The organism is Bacillus sp. PDNC022, assembly GCF_016919285.1.
GTDB lineage: Bacteria > Bacillota > Bacilli > Bacillales > Bacillaceae > Bacillus > Bacillus safensis.
In genome coordinates, this window is record NZ_CP070345.1 from 432,550 (window position 1) to 454,000 (window position 21,451).

The 21,451-nt window shown below is 42.0% G+C and carries 21 protein-coding genes; 18 read left to right on the plus strand and 3 right to left on the minus strand.

What is annotated here, in order from left to right:
• Nucleotides 1-9: 9 nt before the first annotated feature.
• The 3 genes from JVX94_RS02280 to JVX94_RS02290 all read left to right on the plus strand — a co-directional run bounded on the left by JVX94_RS02280 (nucleotide 10) and on the right by JVX94_RS02290 (nucleotide 3,594).
• Nucleotides 10-639, plus strand: a complete 630-nt coding sequence (locus JVX94_RS02280) for a helix-hairpin-helix domain-containing protein (RefSeq protein ID WP_205184460.1) — start codon at nucleotides 10-12, stop codon at nucleotides 637-639.
• A 65-nt stretch (nucleotides 640-704) separates the two neighbouring features.
• A complete protein-coding gene (locus JVX94_RS02285) occupies nucleotides 705-1,274 on the plus strand; it encodes a ComE operon protein 2 (protein WP_039180075.1) in 570 nt (189 codons plus the stop codon).
• Nucleotides 1,267-3,594, plus strand: coding sequence for a DNA internalization-related competence protein ComEC/Rec2 (locus tag JVX94_RS02290; RefSeq protein WP_205185495.1), 2,328 nt, complete (start codon nucleotides 1,267-1,269; stop codon nucleotides 3,592-3,594). Before JVX94_RS02285 ends, JVX94_RS02290 begins: the two co-directional genes overlap by 8 nt.
• A 39-nt stretch (nucleotides 3,595-3,633) precedes the next feature.
• Here the strand turns inward: JVX94_RS02290 and JVX94_RS02295 are convergent, their stop codons facing one another.
• Nucleotides 3,634-3,768: a YqzM family protein gene (locus JVX94_RS02295; protein WP_012010638.1), complete on the minus strand. Its 135-nt coding sequence runs from the start codon at nucleotides 3,766-3,768 to the stop codon at nucleotides 3,634-3,636.
• Between the two features lie 237 nt (nucleotides 3,769-4,005).
• On the opposite strand from JVX94_RS02295, the gene holA reads away from it, so the two are divergent.
• Nucleotides 4,006-5,025 (plus strand): DNA polymerase III subunit delta, encoded by a 1,020-nt coding sequence (gene holA / locus JVX94_RS02300; protein ID WP_197198268.1) that lies wholly within the window; start codon nucleotides 4,006-4,008, stop codon nucleotides 5,023-5,025.
• A 133-nt stretch (nucleotides 5,026-5,158) separates the two neighbouring features.
• On the opposite strand, the gene rpsT is transcribed toward holA, so the two are convergent.
• A complete protein-coding gene (gene rpsT / locus JVX94_RS02305) occupies nucleotides 5,159-5,425 on the minus strand; it encodes a 30S ribosomal protein S20 (RefSeq protein WP_024423042.1) in 267 nt (88 codons plus the stop codon).
• A 198-nt stretch (nucleotides 5,426-5,623) separates the two neighbouring features.
• Between rpsT and gpr the strand changes: the two genes are divergently transcribed.
• From gpr to mtaB, 12 genes are all read left to right on the plus strand, one after another.
• Nucleotides 5,624-6,739, plus strand: a complete 1,116-nt coding sequence (gene gpr / locus JVX94_RS02310; protein ID WP_024423041.1) for a GPR endopeptidase — start codon at nucleotides 5,624-5,626, stop codon at nucleotides 6,737-6,739.
• 66 nt (nucleotides 6,740-6,805) lie between these two features.
• The gene (locus tag JVX94_RS02315) at nucleotides 6,806-8,014 is read left to right on the plus strand and encodes a stage II sporulation protein P (protein WP_205184462.1); all 1,209 of its coding nucleotides are present in this window, start codon (nucleotides 6,806-6,808) and stop codon (nucleotides 8,012-8,014) included.
• Between the two features lie 13 nt (nucleotides 8,015-8,027).
• On the plus strand, nucleotides 8,028-8,360 hold the full coding sequence (locus JVX94_RS02320) for a YqxA family protein (protein ID WP_024427951.1): 333 nt from the start codon (nucleotides 8,028-8,030) through the stop codon (nucleotides 8,358-8,360).
• Between the two features lie 141 nt (nucleotides 8,361-8,501).
• The gene (gene lepA, locus JVX94_RS02325; protein ID WP_111291682.1) at nucleotides 8,502-10,340 is read left to right on the plus strand and encodes a translation elongation factor 4; all 1,839 of its coding nucleotides are present in this window, start codon (nucleotides 8,502-8,504) and stop codon (nucleotides 10,338-10,340) included.
• A 114-nt stretch (nucleotides 10,341-10,454) separates the two neighbouring features.
• Nucleotides 10,455-11,594: a radical SAM family heme chaperone HemW gene (hemW, locus tag JVX94_RS02330; RefSeq protein WP_144471133.1), complete on the plus strand. Its 1,140-nt coding sequence runs from the start codon at nucleotides 10,455-10,457 to the stop codon at nucleotides 11,592-11,594.
• An 81-nt stretch (nucleotides 11,595-11,675) separates the two neighbouring features.
• A complete protein-coding gene (gene hrcA, locus JVX94_RS02335; protein ID WP_003217350.1) occupies nucleotides 11,676-12,707 on the plus strand; it encodes a heat-inducible transcriptional repressor HrcA in 1,032 nt (343 codons plus the stop codon).
• A gap of 63 nt (nucleotides 12,708-12,770) precedes the next feature.
• Nucleotides 12,771-13,328 carry a nucleotide exchange factor GrpE gene (gene grpE / locus JVX94_RS02340; RefSeq protein WP_111291680.1) on the plus strand — a complete coding sequence of 186 codons (558 nt, stop codon included), beginning with the start codon at nucleotides 12,771-12,773 and terminating at the stop codon, nucleotides 13,326-13,328.
• Between the two features lie 24 nt (nucleotides 13,329-13,352).
• Nucleotides 13,353-15,191: a molecular chaperone DnaK gene (gene dnaK, locus JVX94_RS02345; protein ID WP_048238923.1), complete on the plus strand. Its 1,839-nt coding sequence runs from the start codon at nucleotides 13,353-13,355 to the stop codon at nucleotides 15,189-15,191.
• A gap of 165 nt (nucleotides 15,192-15,356) precedes the next feature.
• Entirely contained in the window at nucleotides 15,357-16,490 is a 1,134-nt protein-coding gene (gene dnaJ / locus JVX94_RS02350) for a molecular chaperone DnaJ (protein WP_024427952.1), read from the plus strand.
• 22 nt (nucleotides 16,491-16,512) lie between these two features.
• Entirely contained in the window at nucleotides 16,513-17,448 is a 936-nt protein-coding gene (gene prmA / locus JVX94_RS02355; protein ID WP_048238922.1) for a 50S ribosomal protein L11 methyltransferase, read from the plus strand.
• A 23-nt stretch (nucleotides 17,449-17,471) separates the two neighbouring features.
• Complete coding sequence (locus tag JVX94_RS02360; RefSeq protein WP_205184464.1) at nucleotides 17,472-18,242, plus strand: 16S rRNA (uracil(1498)-N(3))-methyltransferase; 771 nt, start codon at nucleotides 17,472-17,474, stop codon at nucleotides 18,240-18,242.
• Nucleotides 18,242-19,600 carry a tRNA (N(6)-L-threonylcarbamoyladenosine(37)-C(2))-methylthiotransferase MtaB gene (gene mtaB, locus JVX94_RS02365; RefSeq protein ID WP_073206350.1) on the plus strand — a complete coding sequence of 453 codons (1,359 nt, stop codon included), beginning with the start codon at nucleotides 18,242-18,244 and terminating at the stop codon, nucleotides 19,598-19,600. Before JVX94_RS02360 ends, mtaB begins: the two co-directional genes overlap by 1 nt.
• Nucleotides 19,601-19,643: 43 nt before the next feature.
• Here mtaB and JVX94_RS02370 read toward each other — a convergent pair whose 3' ends face one another.
• Nucleotides 19,644-20,573 carry a Na/Pi symporter gene (locus tag JVX94_RS02370; RefSeq protein WP_095409051.1) on the minus strand — a complete coding sequence of 310 codons (930 nt, stop codon included), beginning with the start codon at nucleotides 20,571-20,573 and terminating at the stop codon, nucleotides 19,644-19,646.
• Nucleotides 20,574-20,755: 182 nt separating this feature from the next.
• Between JVX94_RS02370 and rpsU the strand changes: the two genes are divergently transcribed.
• Nucleotides 20,756-20,929 (plus strand): 30S ribosomal protein S21, encoded by a 174-nt coding sequence (gene rpsU / locus JVX94_RS02375; protein WP_003152957.1) that lies wholly within the window; start codon nucleotides 20,756-20,758, stop codon nucleotides 20,927-20,929.
• A 14-nt stretch (nucleotides 20,930-20,943) separates the two neighbouring features.
• Nucleotides 20,944-21,393 (plus strand): GatB/YqeY domain-containing protein, encoded by a 450-nt coding sequence (locus JVX94_RS02380; RefSeq protein ID WP_041086254.1) that lies wholly within the window; start codon nucleotides 20,944-20,946, stop codon nucleotides 21,391-21,393.
• Nucleotides 21,394-21,451 lie beyond the last annotated feature (58 nt).

Below are 21,451 nucleotides of genomic sequence, written 5' to 3' on the forward strand. Positions count from 1 at the left end.
CGTGAGTAAGTGAAGCGACTCATTCCATTGAAAAAATACAGTCTTTATATTGCAGCTGGGCTCATGGTTGTGATTATCATCAGTTTCTTCTTTTTCACTGGAAAAGGGGAGGACAGCAGAGAACCAAGTGTATTGAAGGGAAATAAAGACATACAAGTCACATTAGAAGAAAAACAAGAAAAGACAGAAAAAGAGCCATCAACGATTTTTGTAGAGGTCAAAGGAGCTGTAAGAAAGCCAGGGGTTTATACGTTTCAATCTGATGCTCGGGTAGAAGAAGCGATTCAAAGGGCAGGAGGCTTTACCAGCAAAGCAGACACGATTGAAATCAATCAAGCAGCAAAATTAGAGGATAGTATGATGATTTATGTTCGGAAGCAGGGGGAAGCGGAAAGAGAGACGCAAACAGTATCGGCTGACGCATCAACGGGCGTTGAAAAGAGTCAGGGTGTCAATGTCAATCAGGCCGATGCAGCCGAATTGCAAACCATTAACGGCATAGGACCAGCTAAAGCAGAAGCCATCATTTCGTATAGAGAGGAACACGGAGAATTTCAACAAATTGAAGACTTGCGGAACATTTCAGGTTTTGGGGAAAAGACGATTGAACGGCTGAAAAGTCAATTGACCGTGAAGTAGAATTGACGGTATAGAAGAAAGGCATGTACACTTAATATCAACCATCATTCTGGAGGGATCAGCTCGTGGAAAGAATTTCATGGAATCAATATTTTATGGCACAAAGCCATTTGCTTGCTTTACGAAGCACCTGTGAGCGGTTAGCTGTTGGGGCGACCATCGTAAGGGACAAGCGCATTATTGCAGGGGGGTACAATGGCTCCATTGCCGGAGACGTTCATTGTGCAGATGTAGGATGCTATGTCATTGATCATCACTGTGTTCGCACCATCCATGCAGAAATGAACGCTATTTTACAATGTGCTAAATTTGGTGCACCTACAGCTGATGCTGAAATATATGTCACGCATTTCCCTTGTTTACAGTGCTGTAAAGCCATCATTCAAGCGGGCATACGAACAGTGTACTATGCAAAGGATTATAAAAATCACCCATATGCCGTTGATTTATTCGAGCAGGCGGGTGTTCAAACAGAGCAAGTTGAATTAGATGAGATGATCATCGACTTAAAAAATCAAGAAAAATTGGCCTTTGTTGCAGATTTAATTGGGAAGCTGAGTGAATCAGGACTTAGCGAAACAGAAATTCGCGATATGCATGAGAAGGCGAATCAACTATTTACTTCCTATGTTTAAATATTTGCCGTTTGGGGCAATTTCAGCAGCTGTTGGAATTGCTCTGGCTGCATATCATCTTCATATGTATTTCCTTCTCTTTCTTCTCGTCATATTACTTCTCAGCCTACTGAAAAAAGTCCCTCAGCTCTTTTTAATGGTCAGCCTATGCGGGGCTGTCTATACACTCATTTTTATGGTTCATGAGTCTCTTGAAACGAATCAACCTGCACAAGAAAAACGTCTATCCGGTTCCGTTGTGATTGAAAGCATTCCGAAAACAGATGGCAATCGTTTTTCAGCGACTGTATCAACAGATCATGAACGGCTAGCCACTTTTTATACAATTCAAACTGAGCGTGAAAAGGAGGCATTAAAAGATGTAGAACCTGGTATGAGCTGTCACATGACAGGTGATGTTCGTCCAGCAAAACAAGCAACCATTCCTAACGGGTTTCAATACGATCAATTTTTAAAATCAAAAAGCATTGACGCCATTTTCCTGCCACAGTCGATCAAAAACTGTACAAAAATAGACGGTTCTTCCTATTACCTTCAAGCGATGCGGCAAAAAGGTTTGACATTTTTAGAGGACCATGTACCAGAACACTCTGTGGGCATTGTACAGGCTCTTATTTTTGGAGAACGCGATTTGATAGACCCTGAGACATTAAGAGATTATCAAATGCTCGGCATTATTCATTTACTAGCGATCTCAGGATTGCATGTGCAAACGCTTCTTGCGTGTTTATTTTGGTGTCTCCTTCGTGCGGGCGTGACAAGAGAGACTGCACGTATTCTCTTATTATGCTTTCTTCCTGTTTATGCTTGTTTGACAGGTGCTGCACCATCTGTTTTAAGAGCTTGCCTGATGGCAGGAATCTATTTAGTGATGACTAGTCTGCCAAAAGAAATGAAACAGCCTTCAGCTGTGGTATTAAGCGTTACGTTTTTATTCTTATTAGCAATTCATCCTCTTTATTTATTCGATATTGGATTTCAGCTTTCATTCGTGGTGACGTTTTTTATTTTGTTATCGACTAGGATTTTATCGAAATCAAAAAGTTCAGTCATGCAATTATTCCTTATTTCCTTCATTGCACAGCTTGCTTCGCTCCCTGTTCTTTTATATCATTTTCATCAATTTTCTTTGCTTAGCGTTCCTTTGAACATGATATTTGTTCCTTTTTATACGACGGTAGTCATGCCACTATCCTTACTCTTTTTTCTTTTCACTATCGTTTATCTTCCGCTTGGACAAACATTGTTTCAGCTGCTTGATTCGGTGATTCAGCTTAGTCATCAATTGTCAGCCTATATGGCTGTTTTTGATGGATTCAACTTGATTTTTATGAAGTCTGCTTGGTGGCATATTCTTCTTGAGGTGAGCGCCTTAATTGTTCTGTTATTTGTGATGGAGTGCAAAACTTCTGTGAAATCCTATGCTGTGCCGATCCTTTTTCTCATTGGTGTTTTGAGTGCACACTATTTCACCCCGAATTTTTTCGAAAAAGGGGAAGTTACGATGCTGGATGTAGGGCAGGGGGATAGTTTGTTTATTCAGCTGCCTTATCGAAAGGGGCACCTGCTTGTAGATACAGGAGGCAGACTTTCTTTTGAAGAAGAACCGTGGAAAAAAAGGCGTAAAGTATCTTCGATCGGTGATCAAACGCTGATCCCGTTTCTGCATTCTAAAGGTATAGCAAAACTTGATGTCCTGATTCTTACGCATGCGGATCAAGACCATATGGGAGAAGCGGTTCGTTTAATCAAGCGAAATAAAGTAAAGCGGCTGGCGATACCAAAAGGCTTTGCCCGTAGTCCAGAGGATGCGGAGCTGTTAAAAGAAGCAGCTGATCAAGGGATTATGATTGATGAATTAGAGAGAGGAGATCAGCTTCAGATTGGAGAGCAAATATTTGAAGTTCTTCATCCGTCGCGTGATCGAGTGACAAGTAAGAATAATGATTCACTCGTTTTGACATTTACCCTAGGCGGGAAGCGGTTTATGCTCACTGGAGATCTTGAACAAGAAGGAGAGCGAGACATTATAGAAGCCTATCCTGATCTGCGGGCAGATGTCTTAAAGGTTGGACATCACGGGGGTAAAGGGTCAACAAGCGAAGAATGGCTTCAGCATCTCAAGCCCTCACATGCACTCATTTCAGCAGGTGAACGCAATCGTTATCAGCATCCGCATCAGGAAGTCTTGAAAAAATTAAAGGACCAGCAAATGAAGGTGTATCGTACAGATATCGATGGGAGCGTGACGTATGAATTTCTTGATAAGCAAGGAACGTTTTACACTCATCCTCCATATGATATCTTACAAAATCAATAAAAAAACTGCCAAAATGGCAGTCATGTAACCTTCATGAAGTTAAGATCCAACGAGGTGTATAATGGTTGCCAAAATAAACATTGAGGCGAAAAATCCGAATGTGACGATAAAACCAACAGCTGAGTCGGTCACATCATTCCGCTTGCTTTGAACATTTTTTTCAAATTCATTCATTTTCATCCCTCCTGGCTAATTTTAGTATACTTGAACTCATTTGGAATTGCTAGAAGGTAAAGTAACCGTTTTCCATTTTCATGATCATTTTATGAATATCGTCTGACAGCAGGCTGACCCGGGAGCTTGCGCCGGACGTTTACTATAAATGAGGAGGCGGCACTTTCAGCTTCCTCTTTACTAATGTCTTCACACACTTTAGGATAGAGGAGGAAGTGAAAGAGAGGGATTCAATTGATGGTCTTTGATGTATGGAACAATTTAAAACGAGGGGATATCCATCCCGTTTATTGCTTATATGGGAAAGAAACATATTTACTGCAAGAAACCGCTGCTAAATTGAGACAAGCTGTTGTAGACGAAGAAACGAAGGACTTTAATTACTCCATCTTCGATATGGAAGAGGTGCCGCTTGAACAGGCTGTGACGGATGCAGAAACATTTCCTTTTATGGGAGAACGACGTCTCGTCGTGATCAAGAATCCTTATTTTCTTACAGCTGAAAAGAAAAAGGAAAAGATCGAGCATGAGCTTTCTGTGTTAGAAGCATATTTAGAAAAGCCAGCGCCCTATACCATTCTCGTGTTATTAGCACCATATGAAAAGCTGGACGAGCGTAAAAAAATCACCAAATTGCTAAAAAAGAAAGCTGCTGTCGTTGAGGCGAAAGAGTTAAACCCGAAAGAAACAACTGATTTCACCATCACACTGGTGAAGACAGAAGGAAAGATGATAACATCTGAAGCGGCTGAGCAGCTTGTGATGCTATGCGGCGGGAGTCTATCCTCTTTATTCCAAGAGATTCGTAAGCTTAGTACATATATTGGAGAGCGGGAGGAAATTGAGTTAGCGGATGTCAATCAGCTCGTTGCCAGAAGCTTAGAGCAAAATATTTTCGAGCTGATTAATCAAATTGTAAACAGACGCCGCTCTGAGGCCATGCAGATGTTTTATGACCTGCTAAAGCAAAATGAGGAACCCATTAAAATATTAGCACTCATTTCAACTCAATTTCGGTTGATTTTGCAGACGAAGTACTTCGCTCAGCAAGGATATGGACAAAAACAAATTGCTTCAAATCTAAAAGTCCACCCATTCAGGGTCAAACTTGCGATGGATCAGGCAAGATTGTTTTCAGAAGAAGAGCTCAAGCAGATCGTCAAAGAGCTTTCAACGATTGATTATGAAATGAAGACGGGTAAAAAGGACAAGCAGCTGCTGTTAGAATTGTTTCTGCTTCGATTGTTAGGCGCTTGAACATAAAAAAACGACCTTCTAAAAAGAGGGTCGTTTTTGTTAAATGTATAATTGCCAGTCTGTCCTTATGGCAGGGCCGGTCAGGACGGACGTACAGTTAAACAGGTGCCTCATCACTGAGGCGTTGCAAACATTATGCAGAAAGTCCGTTTACTTGTTTAGCAAGTCTTGATTTGTAACGCGCAGCTGCGTTTTTGTGTACAAGACCAGTTTTAACGGCTTTGTCAATGCGTTTTGCAGCAGAAGCAAGAGCAGCTTTTGCTTGCTCAGCATCGTTGTTAGCTACAGAAACTTCAACTTGTTTAATCGCAGTACGCATCGCAGACTTGATAGTTACGTTATGTGCACGGCGTTCGTTATTCGTTTTTGTACGTTTGATCGCTGATTTAATATTTGGCATGTGTTTCACCTCCTAAGATACAACCTAAACACAATTGTCTTAAGGTTAAATCTTCACAATAGAACAAATTGTATTCTATCAAACACACCTTTAGAATGCAATATAAATGTAAAGTATTTTTCATTGATGACGTGCTCGAATGTTTCTTTAAAGAGATGGAAAGACTACTGTTAATTACTTGGTGGAAGGAGTCTTTTTATGGAGAAACAAAAACTTGATTTAAGCGTTTATCAAATCCGGACAGACCTCGCTGTTGAAACAAAAGAGATACTAGAACAAGAGAACGATCCGAATGTCGTCAAAAAGGACGGGATCCAAGGGATTGTCGAAAAGGAAAAAGAAGAGCAAGGCATCCGCATACGTACTGTGGAAATCACGAAAGAAGGGGAGGAGCTGACCGGCAAAAAGGCAGGGACATACTTGACGTTTGAGGCACAAGGCATTCGGGAGAAAGATTCTGAGATGCAAGAAAAAGTCGTTGAAGTCTTTGCCCATCATTTTGCTCAGTTTCTAAAAGACAGAGGCATTCAGGCTGATGCAAGCTGTCTTGTAGTAGGACTGGGAAACTGGAATGTCACGCCAGATGCATTAGGCCCTCTCACAGTTGAAAACCTGCTTGTGACTCGCCATCTCTTTGAATTGCAGCCGGAAAATGTTCAGGAAGGCTATCGCCCGGTATCCTCTTTGTCTCCAGGGGTGATGGGACTGACCGGTATTGAAACAAGTGACATTATCCAAGGCGTGATTGAGCGGTCTAAGCCTGATTTTGTCATTGCGGTCGATGCCCTTGCTGCTCGTGCGGTGGAACGAGTGAATACAACCATTCAAATTTCTGATACAGGAATCCATCCCGGTTCTGGTGTAGGGAATAAGCGAAAAGAATTAAGCAAAGAAACATTGGGAATTCCAGTGATTGCGATTGGCGTTCCGACAGTGGTGGATGCAGTAACCATTGCAAGTGACACAATTGATTATGTCTTAAAGCATTTTGGTAGAGAACTGAAAGATGATAGACCATCCCGCTCTCTTGTGCCGGCTGGTTTGACATTCGGGAAGAAAAAAGTGCTAAACGAAGAAGACTTGCCAGATGAGGAAACGCGTCAATCATTCTTAGGCATCGTAGGAACCCTTCCTGAAGAAGAGAAAAGGCAGCTGATCCACGAAGTGCTTGCGCCGCTGGGGCAAAATTTAATGGTCACGCCTAAGGAAGTAGATACATTCATTGATGATATGGCAAACGTACTTGCCAACGGATTAAACACAGCGCTTCATCAAAAAATCACGCAAGATAACATGGGTTCATATAATCATTAATCGGTTCTACTTTCTCTAGCTCGCTCATAGTGTAATTACTAGAAAGCGTGCTGGAGGGAGTAAATCATGAAAAAAAGACCCCGCCGTCCTCGACAGTTGGTCGTTGCGATTAATGGAACGAAAGTAGTAAAAAGCATTTTCTTATTTATTGCCTCTCTTGTTGTGGTGTTTGTGATATCAGGGGCTTTGACCTCTTTAAAACCCGAGTTGAGGCCGCAAGCCTCGTTATATGGTGTAGCAGATGAGCTCTCTGGCGCATTTTTTGCCACATTAATGGGCATGGAAAACCAATATTTCGCCTCAGCAGTCCCAAAAGATCAAAAAGGATTTCATTTCTCTGGGCTGTCACTGAAGCTTGCAACCAGTATTAATTTAGAAGACCCGCGCAGTTTCCTAGGAAGAGAACTCCCAGGCTTTGAACATTTTGATACAAAAATCATCTTAGCTGGTGAAGGAACAGACTATACCAATATGCCAATGGAATCGCCGCCGCCTAGTGAAGTGATCCAAGATGAAAAAGAAGCAAATTTGGCTGAGCTGGACAAGCTCGATGATGATACACCGAAAAAGCCTGCCAAAGAACCGGACCGGTCAACAGGAAAACGAAAAGCTGTGTACATTTATCACACACATAACACGGAATCATATTTACCATTTTTAAAAGGAGAAACGAATCCAAATAATGCACGGCACTCAAAAGTGAATGTCACCCTTGTCGGTGACATGTTTGGAAAAGCACTTGATCAGCAAGGAATCGGCAATACAGTCGACAAAACCGAAATTGAAAAAAGGCTGGTGAAAAAAGGATTAAAGTATCCGCAGTCTTACAATGAATCAAGATTGGTCGTGAAAGAAGCCATAGCGAAAAATGATGACCTCGATTATTTAATTGATATTCACCGGGACTCTAGAAGAAAGAAAGATACGACTGTCGAAATCAAAGGGAAGAAATATGCGAGAATTGCGTTTGTTGTTGGGAAGAAGAACCAAAGCTATGAGAAAAACTTGAAGCTTGCGACAGAGTTCCACCATTTGATGGAGAAAAAATATAAAGGTCTTAGTGTCGGTGTGTTTGCCAAAGGAGAAATTGGCGATAATGGAATCTATAATCAAGATTTATCCGACAAAGCCCTTCTTTTAGAATTTGGCGGAGTGGACAATAATATGGAAGAATTAAGAAATGCATCCAATGCAGCAGCTGATGTGTTCAGCGACATTTTCTGGGACGCGGAAAAGGTGGATGGCAAAGCAAAGGATGAGAAAAAACGCTCTTAAGGTGGTGACGGATATGGGCTCATTTATTGGAAAAACCATTATTTTAGGATTGGTCTTGCTGTTTGGTGTCTTTTTAGGAATGCAGCAAGCGAATAATGGCATGCTGCAAATGAAGGGTTACCATGATCCGCAATTAAAAGGGGCTTTCTCCATTCAAATGAACGACGATGAAGAAAAGGAAGCTTCTATCTTAGGAACGGCTGTTACAGAAAAGGATCTTGCCGAAAAACAGAAGCAGCTCGAGGAAATAGAGGGCTTTAATGCCTTTTCCAAGGCAGGAAAAGCCCTGTCTGATGGCATGACACATGCAGCCCGTTCTCTTTATGATTGGGTAAATGGGAAATAAACGAATTTCATGAGATATCACTCTTTTGATCAAAGCCGCTGACCGATGAGCGGCTTTTCTTGATTTCGATTGAATCTTTACAGCCCTATTGATATAATCTAACCTAGCGCAACCCGCGTTTTATAGTAGGAGTGATAGATTGTGACAGATAAAGAAAAACGATTAGAACGGCAATCAAGAATTCGAAATTTCTCCATTATCGCCCATATTGACCATGGGAAATCCACATTGGCGGACCGTATTTTGGAAAAAACAGCGGCGATTACTCAACGGGAAATGAAAGAACAATTGCTTGATTCCATGGATTTAGAGCGTGAACGCGGCATAACGATTAAATTAAACTCTGTCCAGCTGAAGTATAAGGCGAAGGATGGAGAAGAATATATCATGCACCTGATTGATACACCAGGGCATGTCGACTTCACCTATGAGGTATCTCGAAGCCTAGCTGCCTGTGAGGGTGCGATTCTCGTAGTAGATGCAGCACAAGGAATTGAAGCACAGACACTTGCGAACGTTTATTTAGCTCTTGATAACAACTTAGAAATTCTTCCGATTATCAATAAAATCGATCTGCCAAGTGCAGAGCCTGAGCGTGTAAGAGAAGAAATTGAAGATGTCATCGGGTTGGATGCGTCTGAAGCTGTTCTCACCTCTGCTAAGGCGGGTATTGGAATCGAGGATATTTTAGAACAAATCGTTGAAAAGGTGCCAGCTCCCGCTGGAGATCCAGAAGCACCACTTCAAGCCCTTATTTTTGATTCTCTCTACGATGCGTATCGCGGCGTTATTGCGTACATACGAATTGTTGAAGGAACCGTCAAACCTGGTCAGAAAATTAAAATGATGGCGACGGGTAAAGAATTTGAAGTGCTTGAAGTCGGCGTTTTCACACCAAAAGCCATGCCAACAGACGAACTCACCGTTGGAGATGTTGGCTACCTAACCGCTGCGATTAAAAATGTCGGTGATACACGTGTGGGGGATACGATCACTAGTGCGGAGAACCCTGCGAAAGAAGCACTGCCAGGATACAGAAAGCTAAACCCAATGGTGTACTGCGGACTTTATCCAATTGATACAGCGAAATACAACGATTTACGTGAAGCATTAGAAAAGCTTGAACTTAATGATTCTTCACTTCAATATGAGGCAGAGACATCCCAAGCACTTGGCTTCGGTTTCCGTTGCGGGTTCCTTGGAATGCTTCATATGGAAATCATCCAAGAACGGATTGAACGTGAATTTAAAATTGATCTGATTACGACAGCACCAAGTGTTATTTACGATGTGTATATGACAGATGGAGAAAAAATCGTCGTAGATAACCCGTCCAATCTGCCTGATCCGCAAAAGATTGAGCGAATTGAAGAACCTTACGTAAAAGCAACAATGATGGTGCCGAATGATTATGTAGGCTCTGTGATGGAGCTTTGCCAAGGAAAGCGCGGACATTTCATTGATATGCAGTATCTTGATGCGAACCGCGTGAGCATTGTGTACGAAATTCCTTTGGCAGAGATCGTATACGAATTCTTTGATCAGCTAAAGTCCAGCACAAAAGGCTATGCGTCCTTTGATTATGAGCTGATTGGCTACCGTCCATCTACGCTGGTGAAGATGGATATCATGCTGAATGGCGAAAAAATCGATGCCCTTTCCTTTATCGTTCACCGCGATTACGCATATGAACGAGGCAAGATCATCGTAGAAAAGCTAAAAGAACTGATTCCTCGCCAGCACTTTGAAGTACCGATTCAAGCAGCAATCGGTCAAAAAATCGTTGCTCGTTCCACCATTAAAGCGATGCGTAAAAATGTACTTGCTAAATGTTATGGCGGAGATATTTCCCGGAAAAGAAAGCTTCTTGAGAAGCAAAAAGAAGGGAAAAAGCGCATGAAGCAAGTGGGCTCTGTTGAAGTCCCGCAAGAAGCATTTATGGCCGTGCTGAAGATGGACGACAGCACACCGAAAAAATAACATCCTCAAGGCAACCTGCTTTACAATGTCCGCCTTGACGTTTATAGTCGAAAACAAACAAAGGCGCCGCAGCGATAAACTGCGGCTCTTTACCTGTAAAGAAGGTGTCATCAAATGAAAGCAGCATACATTCACATTCCATTTTGTGAGCACATTTGCCACTATTGTGATTTCAATAAATTTTTCATTAAAACGCAGCCAGTCGATGAATACTTAGCGGCTCTTGAAAAAGAGATGCAGCACACGATCGAGCAAAAAGGCGAGCAGGAACTAAAGACGATTTTTATTGGCGGGGGAACCCCGACATCACTGACTGTCAGCCAGTTAGACAAGCTCATGAACAGCATTCACCGCGTATTAAAACCGACAAAAAACCTGATTGAATTTGCAGTAGAAGCAAATCCAGACGAATTATCTCTTGAGAAACTGCAAGTGCTAAAGGCAGCCGGTGTGAATAGGCTGAGCTTTGGCGTTCAAACCTTTGAAGACGATTTACTCAAAAAAATCGGACGAGTTCATCAAAAGAAGGATGTCCTTACGTCCTTTGAGCGAGCTAGAGCGGTTGGATTTGACAATATTAGCCTCGATCTCATGTTTGGCTTGCCGCATCAAGAAAAGCATCATGTGATGAATTCACTTGAGACGGCATTCTCGCTGGGGGCAGAGCATTATTCGGTTTACTCACTCATCGTCGAGCCGAAAACCGTTTTTTACAACTTAATGCAAAAAGGAAAACTTCATTTACCGCCGCAAGAACGTGAGGCTGAAATGTATGAGCTTGTGATGGATGAAATGGAGAGCCATGGATTAAAGCAGTACGAGATTAGTAATTACGCCAAACCTGGCTTTGAGAGCCAGCATAACCTAACCTATTGGAGCAATGAAGATTACTTCGGTTTTGGTGCAGGTGCACACGGGTATGTAGATGGCATCCGAAATGTGAACGCAGGGCCGGTGAAACATTATTTGGAGCTGATTGACCAAACAGGGTTCCCGTATAAGGAAACACACCAGGTCACAAAAGAAGAGCAGATAGAAGAAGAAATGTTTTTAGGCCTTCGAAAGATTGAAGGGGTGAAAAGTGCCGATTTCCAAGCGAAATATGGTGCTGCGCCAGAAGCACTTTTTTCCACTGTTCTTGAAGATTTAGAAGAAAAAGGCCTCATTGTAAAAGATGACAATGGGATTCGTTTAACAAGAAAAGGAAAATTGTTAGGAAATGAAGTATTTCAAGCGTTTCTCGGTGAGTTATAATTGACATTTTAATTTGAGTTTGGTAATTTTGTTTATACAATTAGCACTCGTTGAAAGAGAGTGCTAACAGGGGTGATGATGATGTTAACAAATCGTCAGCTTTTGATTCTGCAAGTCATCATTAATGACTTTATTCGTTCGGCGCAGCCAGTTGGATCAAGGACTCTTTCTAAAAAAGAAGACATTACATTCAGCTCTGCAACGATTAGAAACGAAATGGCTGATTTGGAGGAACTTGGTTTTATTGAAAAGACCCATTCTTCATCAGGAAGAATTCCTTCCGAAAAAGGATATCGTTATTATGTAGATCATTTGCTCTCTCCGCGAAAACTGTCGTCTAAAGAGCTTGTGCTCATCCAGTCGGCCTTTCAGGAGAAAATTTTTGAGCTGGAAAAGACAGTTCAAAAATCGGCGGAAATTTTATCAGATCTCACAAATTATACATCGATTGTGCTTGGTCCAAAGCTAAGTGAAAATCGATTAAAGCAAATTCAGCTTGTCCCTGTTCAGCCAAACAAAGCAGTGGCGATCATGATTACAGACAGCGGACATGTTGAAAACAAAACCATTACCTTCTCTGAGCACCTCGATGTCTCCGATATTGAGAAGCTGATGAATATTTTAAACAGCCGCCTAGCCGGAGTTCCTATGGATCAGCTGAAGGACAGAATGTATAAAGAAGTTGTCATGCTTCTTCGTACGCATTTAAAAGATTATGATCATATTTTAGATGCGCTCGGCAATACATTTACATCGACTCAAAATGAATCAAAACTTTTCTTTGGCGGGAAGATTAATATGTTGAATCAGCCGGAGTTTCATGACATTGACCGCATCCGTTCACTTATGATGCTTATTGAGCAAAAGAATGATGTCATGCAGCTGTTTCATCCAAATCAGCAAGGAATCACCATTAAAATCGGTTCAGAAAACAATTTGGAAGCGATGGAGAACTGCAGCTTAATCACAGCTACTTATTCGATTGATCAAAAATCACTCGGCTCCATTGCCGTCATCGGTCCAACCCGTATGGATTATGGCAGGGTTGTCAGTCTCTTGCATCATGTATCAAAAGACTTGTCAAACGCACTTTCCAATTTGTATGATGAGTAGGGTGATAAAAGATAGGGGCACAGCCCCTTCGTATTTTTGAATCTTTTGAGGGAGGTGAACACAATGTCAGAAGAAAAACAGACACCTGAGCATGAAGCAGAGGTTGAAGCACAAGAAGAAGCAGTTCAAGCAGATACTGAGGAAGTAACACATGATGAACAGTCTGCCTTCCAAGAAAAAATCGATGAATTGCAGCAGCTTCTAGATGAAAAAGAAAACAAAATTCTGCGTGTTCAAGCAGATTTTGAAAACTATAAACGCCGTGCTCGAACTGAAGTGGAGACCGTGCAAAAATATCGTTCTCAACATGTTGTCAGTGATCTTCTCCCAGCTCTTGATAACTTTGAAAGAGCGCTTGGAATTGATCCAGACAATGAGCAGACGAAAAGTTTGTTAGAAGGAATGCAAATGGTTTACCGCCAGCTGGTAGATGCGTTGAAAAATGAAGGCGTAGAACCAATTGAAGCTGTCGGCAAAGAGTTCGATCCAAACCTTCATCAAGCCGTCATGCAAGTTGAAGATGAAAACTACGATTCAAATATCGTTGTAGAAGAATTGCAAAAGGGCTATAAACTCAAAGACCGAGTTATTCGTCCATCAATGGTAAAAGTAAATCAATAACTACATAATGGGAGGTCATCGAATATGAGTAAAATCATTGGGATTGACTTAGGAACAACAAACTCATGTGTTGCAGTACTTGAAGGCGGCGAGCCAAAAGTCATTGCAAACGCTGAAGGAGCACGTACAACACCATCTGTTGTCGCTTTTAAAAACGGAGAGCGCCAAGTGGGTGAAGTAGCAAAACGTCAATCAATTACAAACCCGAACACGATCATGTCTGTTAAAAGACATATGGGTACAGATTATAAAGTAGAAGTTGAAGGCAAGAACTATACACCGCAGGAAATCTCTGCGATTATTCTTCAGCACCTTAAATCTTACGCTGAAGGCTATCTTGGCGAAGAAGTAACAAAAGCTGTTATCACAGTTCCTGCTTACTTCAACGATGCAGAACGTCAAGCTACGAAAGATGCTGGTAAAATTGCTGGTCTTGAAGTAGAACGTATCATCAACGAACCAACAGCAGCTGCACTTGCATATGGTTTAGATAAAACAGATGAAGATCAAACAATTCTTGTATACGACCTTGGCGGCGGTACATTTGACGTATCAGTTCTTGAACTTGGAGACGGCGTCTTTGAAGTGCGCTCAACTGCTGGGGACAACCGTCTAGGTGGAGACGATTTTGACCAAGTCATCATTGATCACCTAGTGGCTGAATTCAAAAAAGAAAATGGCATTGATCTTTCTAAAGATAAAATGGCGCTTCAGCGTTTAAAAGATGCTGCTGAAAAAGCGAAAAAAGATCTTTCTGGTGTATCTTCTACACAAATCTCACTGCCATTTATCACAGCTGGAGAAGCAGGACCTCTTCACCTTGAATTAACGTTAACGCGTGCTAAATTCGAAGAGCTTTCTGCAGATCTTGTAGAGCGCACAATGACACCTGTACGTCAATCACTAAAAGATGCTGGTTTATCTGCTAGCGAGATTGATAAAGTCATCCTTGTAGGTGGATCAACTCGTATTCCTGCAGTACAAGAAGCAATCAAAAAAGAAACAGGCAAAGAGCCTCATAAAGGTGTAAACCCGGATGAAGTAGTTGCACTTGGTGCAGCGATCCAAGGTGGAGTCATCACAGGGGATGTCAAAGACGTTGTTCTTCTTGACGTAACACCACTTTCTTTAGGAATTGAAACAATGGGCGGCGTATTCACGAAGCTGATTGAACGCAATACAACAATTCCAACAAGTAAATCTCAAGTATTCTCAACGGCTGCTGACAACCAAACAGCTGTAGACATCCATGTCTTACAAGGTGAGCGCCCGATGGCTGCAGATAACAAAACATTAGGCCGCTTCCAATTGACTGATATCCCGCCAGCACCACGCGGCGTACCGCAAATTGAAGTATCTTTTGATATCGATAAAAATGGTATTGTCAACGTACGTGCGAAAGATATGGGTACAGGCAAAGAGCAAAACATCACAATCAAATCTTCTTCAGGTCTTTCTGATGATGAGATCGAAAAAATGGTCAAAGAAGCTGAAGAAAATGCTGAAGCAGATGCGAAGAAAAAAGAAGAAATCGAAGTGCGCAACGAAGCAGATCAATTAGTGTTTACAACTGAAAAAACATTAAAAGATCTAGAAGGCAAAATCGATGAAGAGCAAGTGAAAAAAGCAAATGACGCGAAAGATGCGCTAAAAGCTGCGATCGAAAAAGGCGAGTTTGAAGACATCAAAGCGAAAAAAGATGAGTTGCAAACAATCGTTCAAGAATTAACGACAAAGCTCTATGAAGAAGCTGCAAAACAAGCACAAGCTCAGCAAGAAGGCGCTGAAGGTGCTCAAAAAGCAGATGACAATGTAGTGGATGCAGAATACGAAGAAGTAAACGACGATCAAGAGAAAAAATAATCACCTTTACTTTTGAAAAAGACTGCTGAAACGTACTCGTCAGAAAGTCAAAGTCAGGATCTCTTGGCTTTGACTTTTTTTCTTTTCAACGATGAAAGGAATTGAAAAAGGTTAAATCAAAATGATACAATCGTATTTATGTGAGAAAATCGGGAGTGTGAAGAGATGAGTAAGCGTGATTACTATGAAGTGCTTGGCGTAAGTAAGAGCGCCTCAAAGGACGAAATCAAAAAGGCATACCGCAAGCTTTCAAAAAAGTATCACCCTGATATTAATAAAGAAGCTGGCTCAGATGAGAAATTCAAAGAAGTAAAAGAAGCCTATGAAACCCTTTCTGATGATCAAAAACGTTCGCATTATGACCAGTTCGGTCATACCGATCCAAACCAAGGCTTTGGCGGCGGCGGTTTTGGCGGAGGAGGAGACTTTGGCGGCTTCGGCGGCTTTGATGACATCTTCTCTAGTATTTTTGGCGGCGGGGCCAGAAGAAGAGATCCAAATGCACCGCGCCAAGGAGCGGATCTGCAATATACAATGACGCTTTCGTTTGAAGAAGCGGCATTTGGAAAAGAAGCAACGATTGAAATCCCTCGTGAAGAATCGTGTGAAACATGTCATGGATCAGGTGCGAAGCCTGGGACGCAGGCGAAAACCTGTTCACATTGCGGCGGTTCTGGTCAATTAAACGTTGAGCAGTCAACCCCATTTGGTAAAGTGGTCAACCGCAGAGTATGTAACTACTGCAGCGGAACAGGGAAACAAATTGATCATAAATGTTCAACATGCGGCGGTTCTGGCAAAGTGCGTAAGCGTAAGAAAATTAACGTGACGATCCCTGCAGGTGTTGATGATGGCCAGCAGCTCAGAGTGTCTGGTCAAGGAGAACCAGGTGTAAATGGAGGCCCTCCAGGCGATCTATTCGTTGTGTTCCATGTGCGTGCGCATGAATTCTTCGAACGTGATGGAGATGACATTTACTGCGAGATGCCGCTCACCTTTGCCCAAGCTGCATTAGGTGACGAAATTGAAGTGCCGACATTACACGGAAAAGTAAAATTAAAAGTTCCTGCTGGCACCCAAACTGGCACGAAGTTTAGACTCAAAGGTAAAGGTGTAAAAAATGTACGCGGCTACGGCCAAGGCGATCAGCATATCGTTGTACGAGTCGTCACACCGACAAATTTAACAGACAATCAAAAAGATATCATTAGAAAATTTGCTGAAGTGAGCGGAAATAAACCGGACGAACAAGAAATGAGCTTCTTCGATAAGGTAAAACGCGCATTTAAAGGCGAGTAAGACGGATAAGGAGTTGGTAGTATTGAAGTGGTCAGAAATTAGCGTCCATACAACAAATGAAGCGGTGGAACCAATCACCAATATTTTGCATGAAGCAGGTGCAAGTGGTGTCGTGATTGAGGATCCGCTTGATTTAGTCAAGGAACGTGAAAATGTATACGGTGAGATCTACCAGCTCGATCCGAATGACTATCCGGAGGAAGGTGTCATTGTCAAAGCCTATCTTCCAATGAACAGCTTTTTGATGGAAACGGTAGATGAGATCAAAGAAGCCATCAACAACCTTCTTCTATACGATATTGACCTTGGACGCAATACACTGTCAATTTGTGAAGTAAATGAGGAAGAATGGGCCACCGCATGGAAGAAATACTATCATCCTGTGAAAATCTCTGAAAAATTCACCATCGTTCCAACGTGGGAAGAATATACACCGGTTCATTCTGATGAACTGATTATTGAAATGGACCCTGGAATGGCATTTGGAACAGGTACGCATCCAACAACCGTCCTCTGCATTCAGGCGCTTGAGCGCTATGTGAAGGAAAACGATACGGTGATTGATGTTGGAACAGGCTCTGGAATTTTAAGTGTGGCAGCAGCAATGCTTGGTGCAAAGGATATTCAAGCCTTTGATCTCGACACCGTTGCGGTAGAAAGTGCGAAGCAAAACATCGAATTAAATGGTGTAAGTGAACAAGTGACGGTCAAACAAAACAACTTGCTTGATGGGATTTCAGGTGAGCGTGATGTGATTGTCGCCAACATTTTGGCAGAAGTGATTTTGCGCTTTACAGATCAAGCCTATGACCTATTGAAGAAAGATGGCTATTTCATTACATCAGGCATCATTGGACAAAAGAAATTACAAGTCAAAACAGCATTAGAAGAAGCAGGTTTTGATATTGTTGAAGTGCTGTCAATGGAAGATTGGGTCAGCATTATAGCGAAAAAATAAAGCGAGTAGGTGTCAGGACACGTATGCAACGATATTTTATCGACCTCACGAAAGAAGAAGTGACCACAAAGGGAGCCATCGTTATAAAAGGTGAAGATGTACATCATCTTTCCAATGTCATGCGGATGAAAGCAGGGCAGGAAATCCTTTGTTTAACGACAGACGGCTTTGAAGCGCTCAGTAAAATTGATACAATAACAAAGGAAGAAGTGATTTGTCACCTTGAAAGCTGGACAAATCAGGACAGAGAACTTCCGATTAGGGTGACGATTGCAAGCGGTCTTCCAAAAGGAGATAAGCTTGAGCTCATTATCCAAAAAGGCACAGAGCTTGGCGCAAGTGCTTTTATTCCGTTTCAAGCGGCTCGTTCTATTACAAAGCTTGACCAAAAAAAGTCACATAAAAAACGAGAGCGCTGGGAGAAAATTGCGAAAGAAGCAGCCGAGCAGTCCTACCGGAATATCATTCCGCGTGTTTATTCAGTATCAACGTTTAAAGAGCTGACGCAATTAGCTGGTGAATTCGATAAATGTGTCGTTGCATACGAAGAATCATCGAAAGAAGGAGAGCAAAGCAGCTTTCAAACTGTGCTTCAACAGATGAAAGGCGGACAAACCTTGCTAGTGGTTTTTGGGCCTGAAGGCGGTTTGGCAGAAAAGGAGATTGAAGAACTTGAAACGCTTGGTGCAGTCATTTGCGGGCTTGGACCACGCATTTTAAGAACGGAAACTGCTCCTTTATATGCGCTTTCTGCTATATCTTATCAAACAGAGTTATTAAGAGGTGAATCATGATGGGAACAGTAGCGTTCCATACACTTGGCTGTAAGGTCAATCACTATGAAACTGAGGCGATCTGGCAGCTGTTTAAAGAAGCTGGCTATGAAAGAAAAGAGTATGAATCAAAAGCAGACGTATATGTCATTAATACATGTACGGTCACGAATACAGGCGATAAGAAAAGCCGCCAAGTCATTAGAAGAGCCATTCGTCATAACCCGGATGGTGTCATTTGTGTAACAGGCTGCTATGCGCAAACATCACCAGCAGAAATCATGGCGATTCCTGGTGTTGATATTGTGGTTGGAACACAGGACCGACATAAATTACTAGGTTATATTGAAGAATACCGCAGAGAAAGACAGCCGATCAACGGTGTTGGTAATATCATGAAAGCCCGTGTGTTTGAAGAACTTGATGTTCCTGCCTTCACAGACAGAACGCGCGCTTCATTAAAAATCCAAGAAGGCTGTAACAATTTCTGTACATTCTGCATTATTCCTTGGGCGCGCGGCCTTCTTCGTTCTCGTGATCCAGAAGAGGTCATCAATCAAGCGCAGCAGCTTGTTGATGCGGGCTATAAAGAAATTGTGCTCACAGGTATTCACACAGGCGGATACGGAGAAGACTTAAAGGATTATAACTTTGCAAAGCTTCTAAAAGAATTAGACAAACGTGTCATTGGCTTAAAACGAATCCGTATTTCATCTATTGAAGCAAGTCAAATTACAGATGAAGTGATTGAAGTGCTTGATCAGTCAGATAAAATTGTCAGACACTTACACATTCCGCTTCAATCTGGTTCAAATACTGTGCTAAAAAGAATGCGCCGTAAATATACGATGGAATTCTTTGCAGAGCGTTTAACAAAGCTGAAAAAAGCATTGCCTGGACTTGCTGTCACCTCTGATGTGATCGTTGGATTCCCTGGGGAAACAGAAGAAGAGTTCTTGGAAACGTACAATTTTGTCAAAGACCATCAATTCTCTGAGCTGCACGTATTCCCTTACAGCAAACGTACAGGCACGCCAGCTGCAAGAATGGAAGATCAAGTGGATGAAAATGTGAAAAACGAACGTGTCCACCGTTTGATCGCTCTATCTGACCAGCTTGCGAAAGAGTATGCATCAGCATATGAGGGTGATGTGCTAGAGATTATTCCGGAAGAATCCTTCAAAGAACAAGAAGGAAACCACAATCTTTATGTTGGTTATACCGATAACTATATGAAGGTTGTTTTCGAAGGAACAGAGGACATGATCGGACGTCTGGTCAAAGTGAAAATTACGAAAGCGGGCTATCCTTATAACGAAGGACAATTCGTTCGCATCAGCGATGATGTGCAGCCAGACAAAGTGAGAATGACCTCATAATAGATAAAAGAAACCGGCACCCAAAAGGGCAAGCCGGTTTCTTTTATTTTGTCTGATTCGGCATGAGACACAAGATCAATGCGTGAAAAGGGCGTATGAATGGGAAGAAGAGGAGAGAGCTTGCCACATTAAACAGCAGGCTGAAATGCGCTATCTGCTGGGCAGGAGAGCTTGCGAGAAGGGCGACAACCTCTGTGATTAGGGCGAGAAACGGGAGGCATAAAAGAACCCCGAGTACATTAAATACGACGTGTGCATAAGCCGTTTGACGTGCTGCGTAGCCGCCGGATATCGCAGCCATCACAGCCGTAATACATGTCCCAATATTGGACCCTAACACAAAGCTGATGCCTTCCTGAAGTGCCACAGTTCCCTCATTCATAAATCCCATTAAAATACCGATACAGACTGAGCTCGAATGAACTATTGCTGTGAAAATGGTACCCGAAAGCAGCGCTGTCCAGTCTGAATGTTGCATCATTTCAAGAAAACGCAATGTCTCAGGCTGGCTTGTCATCATCCCTGCAATTTTTGAGAAGCCTTGTATGCAAAAAAAGATCATCCCGAGTCCAAATAAACTTTTACCTGCATATCTAATAGATGTCCTGCCAAAAAGGATAAATACAAGACCGGCTATGATCAAAACCCACATAAACACGTCCATTTTAATGGCGATAAATTCAGTCGTAAACGTTGAGCCGATATTGGTTCCAAGAATCATTGGGATCGATTTTTTAAAAGAGAGAATGCCAGTACTGACAAAGCCAATGACGATAACCATAAAAGCAGAACTGCTTTGTAGAACCCCTGTAAACACAATGCTGACCAAGAATGCTTTTACCGGGTGATCTGTAAAGAGAAGAAGTGATTTCTCAATACGAGACGACGCAAGCGCCATTAATCCTTTCCTCAGCAAACCCATTGACCATAGAAAAATGAAAATAAGTGCACAAAAATAAATGATCGCCATCATAGAAAAGTCCTCCTCTTACCAATGAATATATGGACTTGTCTACCTGCTCATGACGAAAATATATTTCCAAATCACTTAGTTGACCTCACACTAGGCTTATATTATAATGTCTAGGTACATGTTTTGCATGTATATCTTTTTTTAATGCAGTCGATTGGTGTATTCGGAGGGAGGGAAAGAGAATGTCAAAAACGGTCGTTAGAAAAAACGAATCGCTTGAAGATGCTCTTCGTCGCTTTAAACGCAGTGTATCCAAAACTGGAACATTGCAAGAAGCAAGAAAGCGTGAATTTTATGAAAAGCCTAGCGTAAAGCGCAAGAAAAAGTCTGAAGCTGCTAGAAAACGTAAATTCTAAAGAGGGTGGATTTTATGAGTCTTCTTGAGCAATTAAATTCTGATATGAAGCTTATGATGAAAAACCGTGAGAAAGACAAGCTTGTTGTCATTCGTATGGTAAAGGCTTCGCTGCAAAATGAAGCAATTAAGCTTAAGAAAGACAGTTTGACCGGCGATGAGGAACTAACCGTCCTTTCCCGCGAGATTAAGCAACGTAAAGACTCCCTCCATGAATTTTCGAAAGCTAATCGCTTAGATTTAGTAGATAAAGTTCAAAAAGAGATTGACATATTAGACGTTTATTTACCTGAACAGCTTTCTGAAGAAGAGCTGCAAACGATCGTGAAAGAAACGATCGCTGAAACAGGTGCTTCCTCGAAGGCTGACATGGGTAAAGTCATGAGCGCTATTATGCCAAAAGTAAAAGGTAAAGCTGATGGAGCTGTCATTAACAGACTTGTCAGCGAGCAGCTGTCTCAATAAAAAAGTATCCTTCTATTGTTAGAAGGGTACTTTTTTTATGCCCTCATGATTCTGTCAT

Bases quoted from the DNA above. Each gene is read 5' to 3' on its own strand.
- dnaJ (WP_024427952.1), top strand. From the start codon at position 15,357: ATGAGTAAGCGTGATTACTATGAAGTGCTTGGCGTAAGTAAGAGCGCC.
- mtaB (WP_073206350.1), top strand. From the start codon at position 18,242: ATGGGAACAGTAGCGTTCCATACACTTGGCTGTAAGGTCAATCACTAT.
- rpsU (WP_003152957.1), top strand. From the start codon at position 20,756: ATGTCAAAAACGGTCGTTAGAAAAAACGAATCGCTTGAAGATGCTCTT.
- holA (WP_197198268.1), top strand. From the start codon at position 4,006: ATGGTCTTTGATGTATGGAACAATTTAAAACGAGGGGATATCCATCCC.
- JVX94_RS02360 (WP_205184464.1), top strand. From the start codon at position 17,472: ATGCAACGATATTTTATCGACCTCACGAAAGAAGAAGTGACCACAAAG.
- JVX94_RS02315 (WP_205184462.1), top strand. From the start codon at position 6,806: ATGAAAAAAAGACCCCGCCGTCCTCGACAGTTGGTCGTTGCGATTAAT.
- JVX94_RS02320 (WP_024427951.1), top strand. From the start codon at position 8,028: ATGGGCTCATTTATTGGAAAAACCATTATTTTAGGATTGGTCTTGCTG.
- hrcA (WP_003217350.1), top strand. From the start codon at position 11,676: ATGTTAACAAATCGTCAGCTTTTGATTCTGCAAGTCATCATTAATGAC.
- grpE (WP_111291680.1), top strand. From the start codon at position 12,771: ATGTCAGAAGAAAAACAGACACCTGAGCATGAAGCAGAGGTTGAAGCA.
- dnaK (WP_048238923.1), top strand. From the start codon at position 13,353: ATGAGTAAAATCATTGGGATTGACTTAGGAACAACAAACTCATGTGTT.
- hemW (WP_144471133.1), top strand. From the start codon at position 10,455: ATGAAAGCAGCATACATTCACATTCCATTTTGTGAGCACATTTGCCAC.
- JVX94_RS02380 (WP_041086254.1), top strand. From the start codon at position 20,944: ATGAGTCTTCTTGAGCAATTAAATTCTGATATGAAGCTTATGATGAAA.
- rpsT (WP_024423042.1), bottom strand. From the start codon at position 5,425: ATGCCAAATATTAAATCAGCGATCAAACGTACAAAAACGAATAACGAA.
- JVX94_RS02290 (WP_205185495.1), top strand. From the start codon at position 1,267: ATGTTTAAATATTTGCCGTTTGGGGCAATTTCAGCAGCTGTTGGAATT.
- JVX94_RS02370 (WP_095409051.1), bottom strand. From the start codon at position 20,573: ATGATGGCGATCATTTATTTTTGTGCACTTATTTTCATTTTTCTATGG.
- gpr (WP_024423041.1), top strand. From the start codon at position 5,624: ATGGAGAAACAAAAACTTGATTTAAGCGTTTATCAAATCCGGACAGAC.
- JVX94_RS02295 (WP_012010638.1), bottom strand. From the start codon at position 3,768: ATGAATGAATTTGAAAAAAATGTTCAAAGCAAGCGGAATGATGTGACC.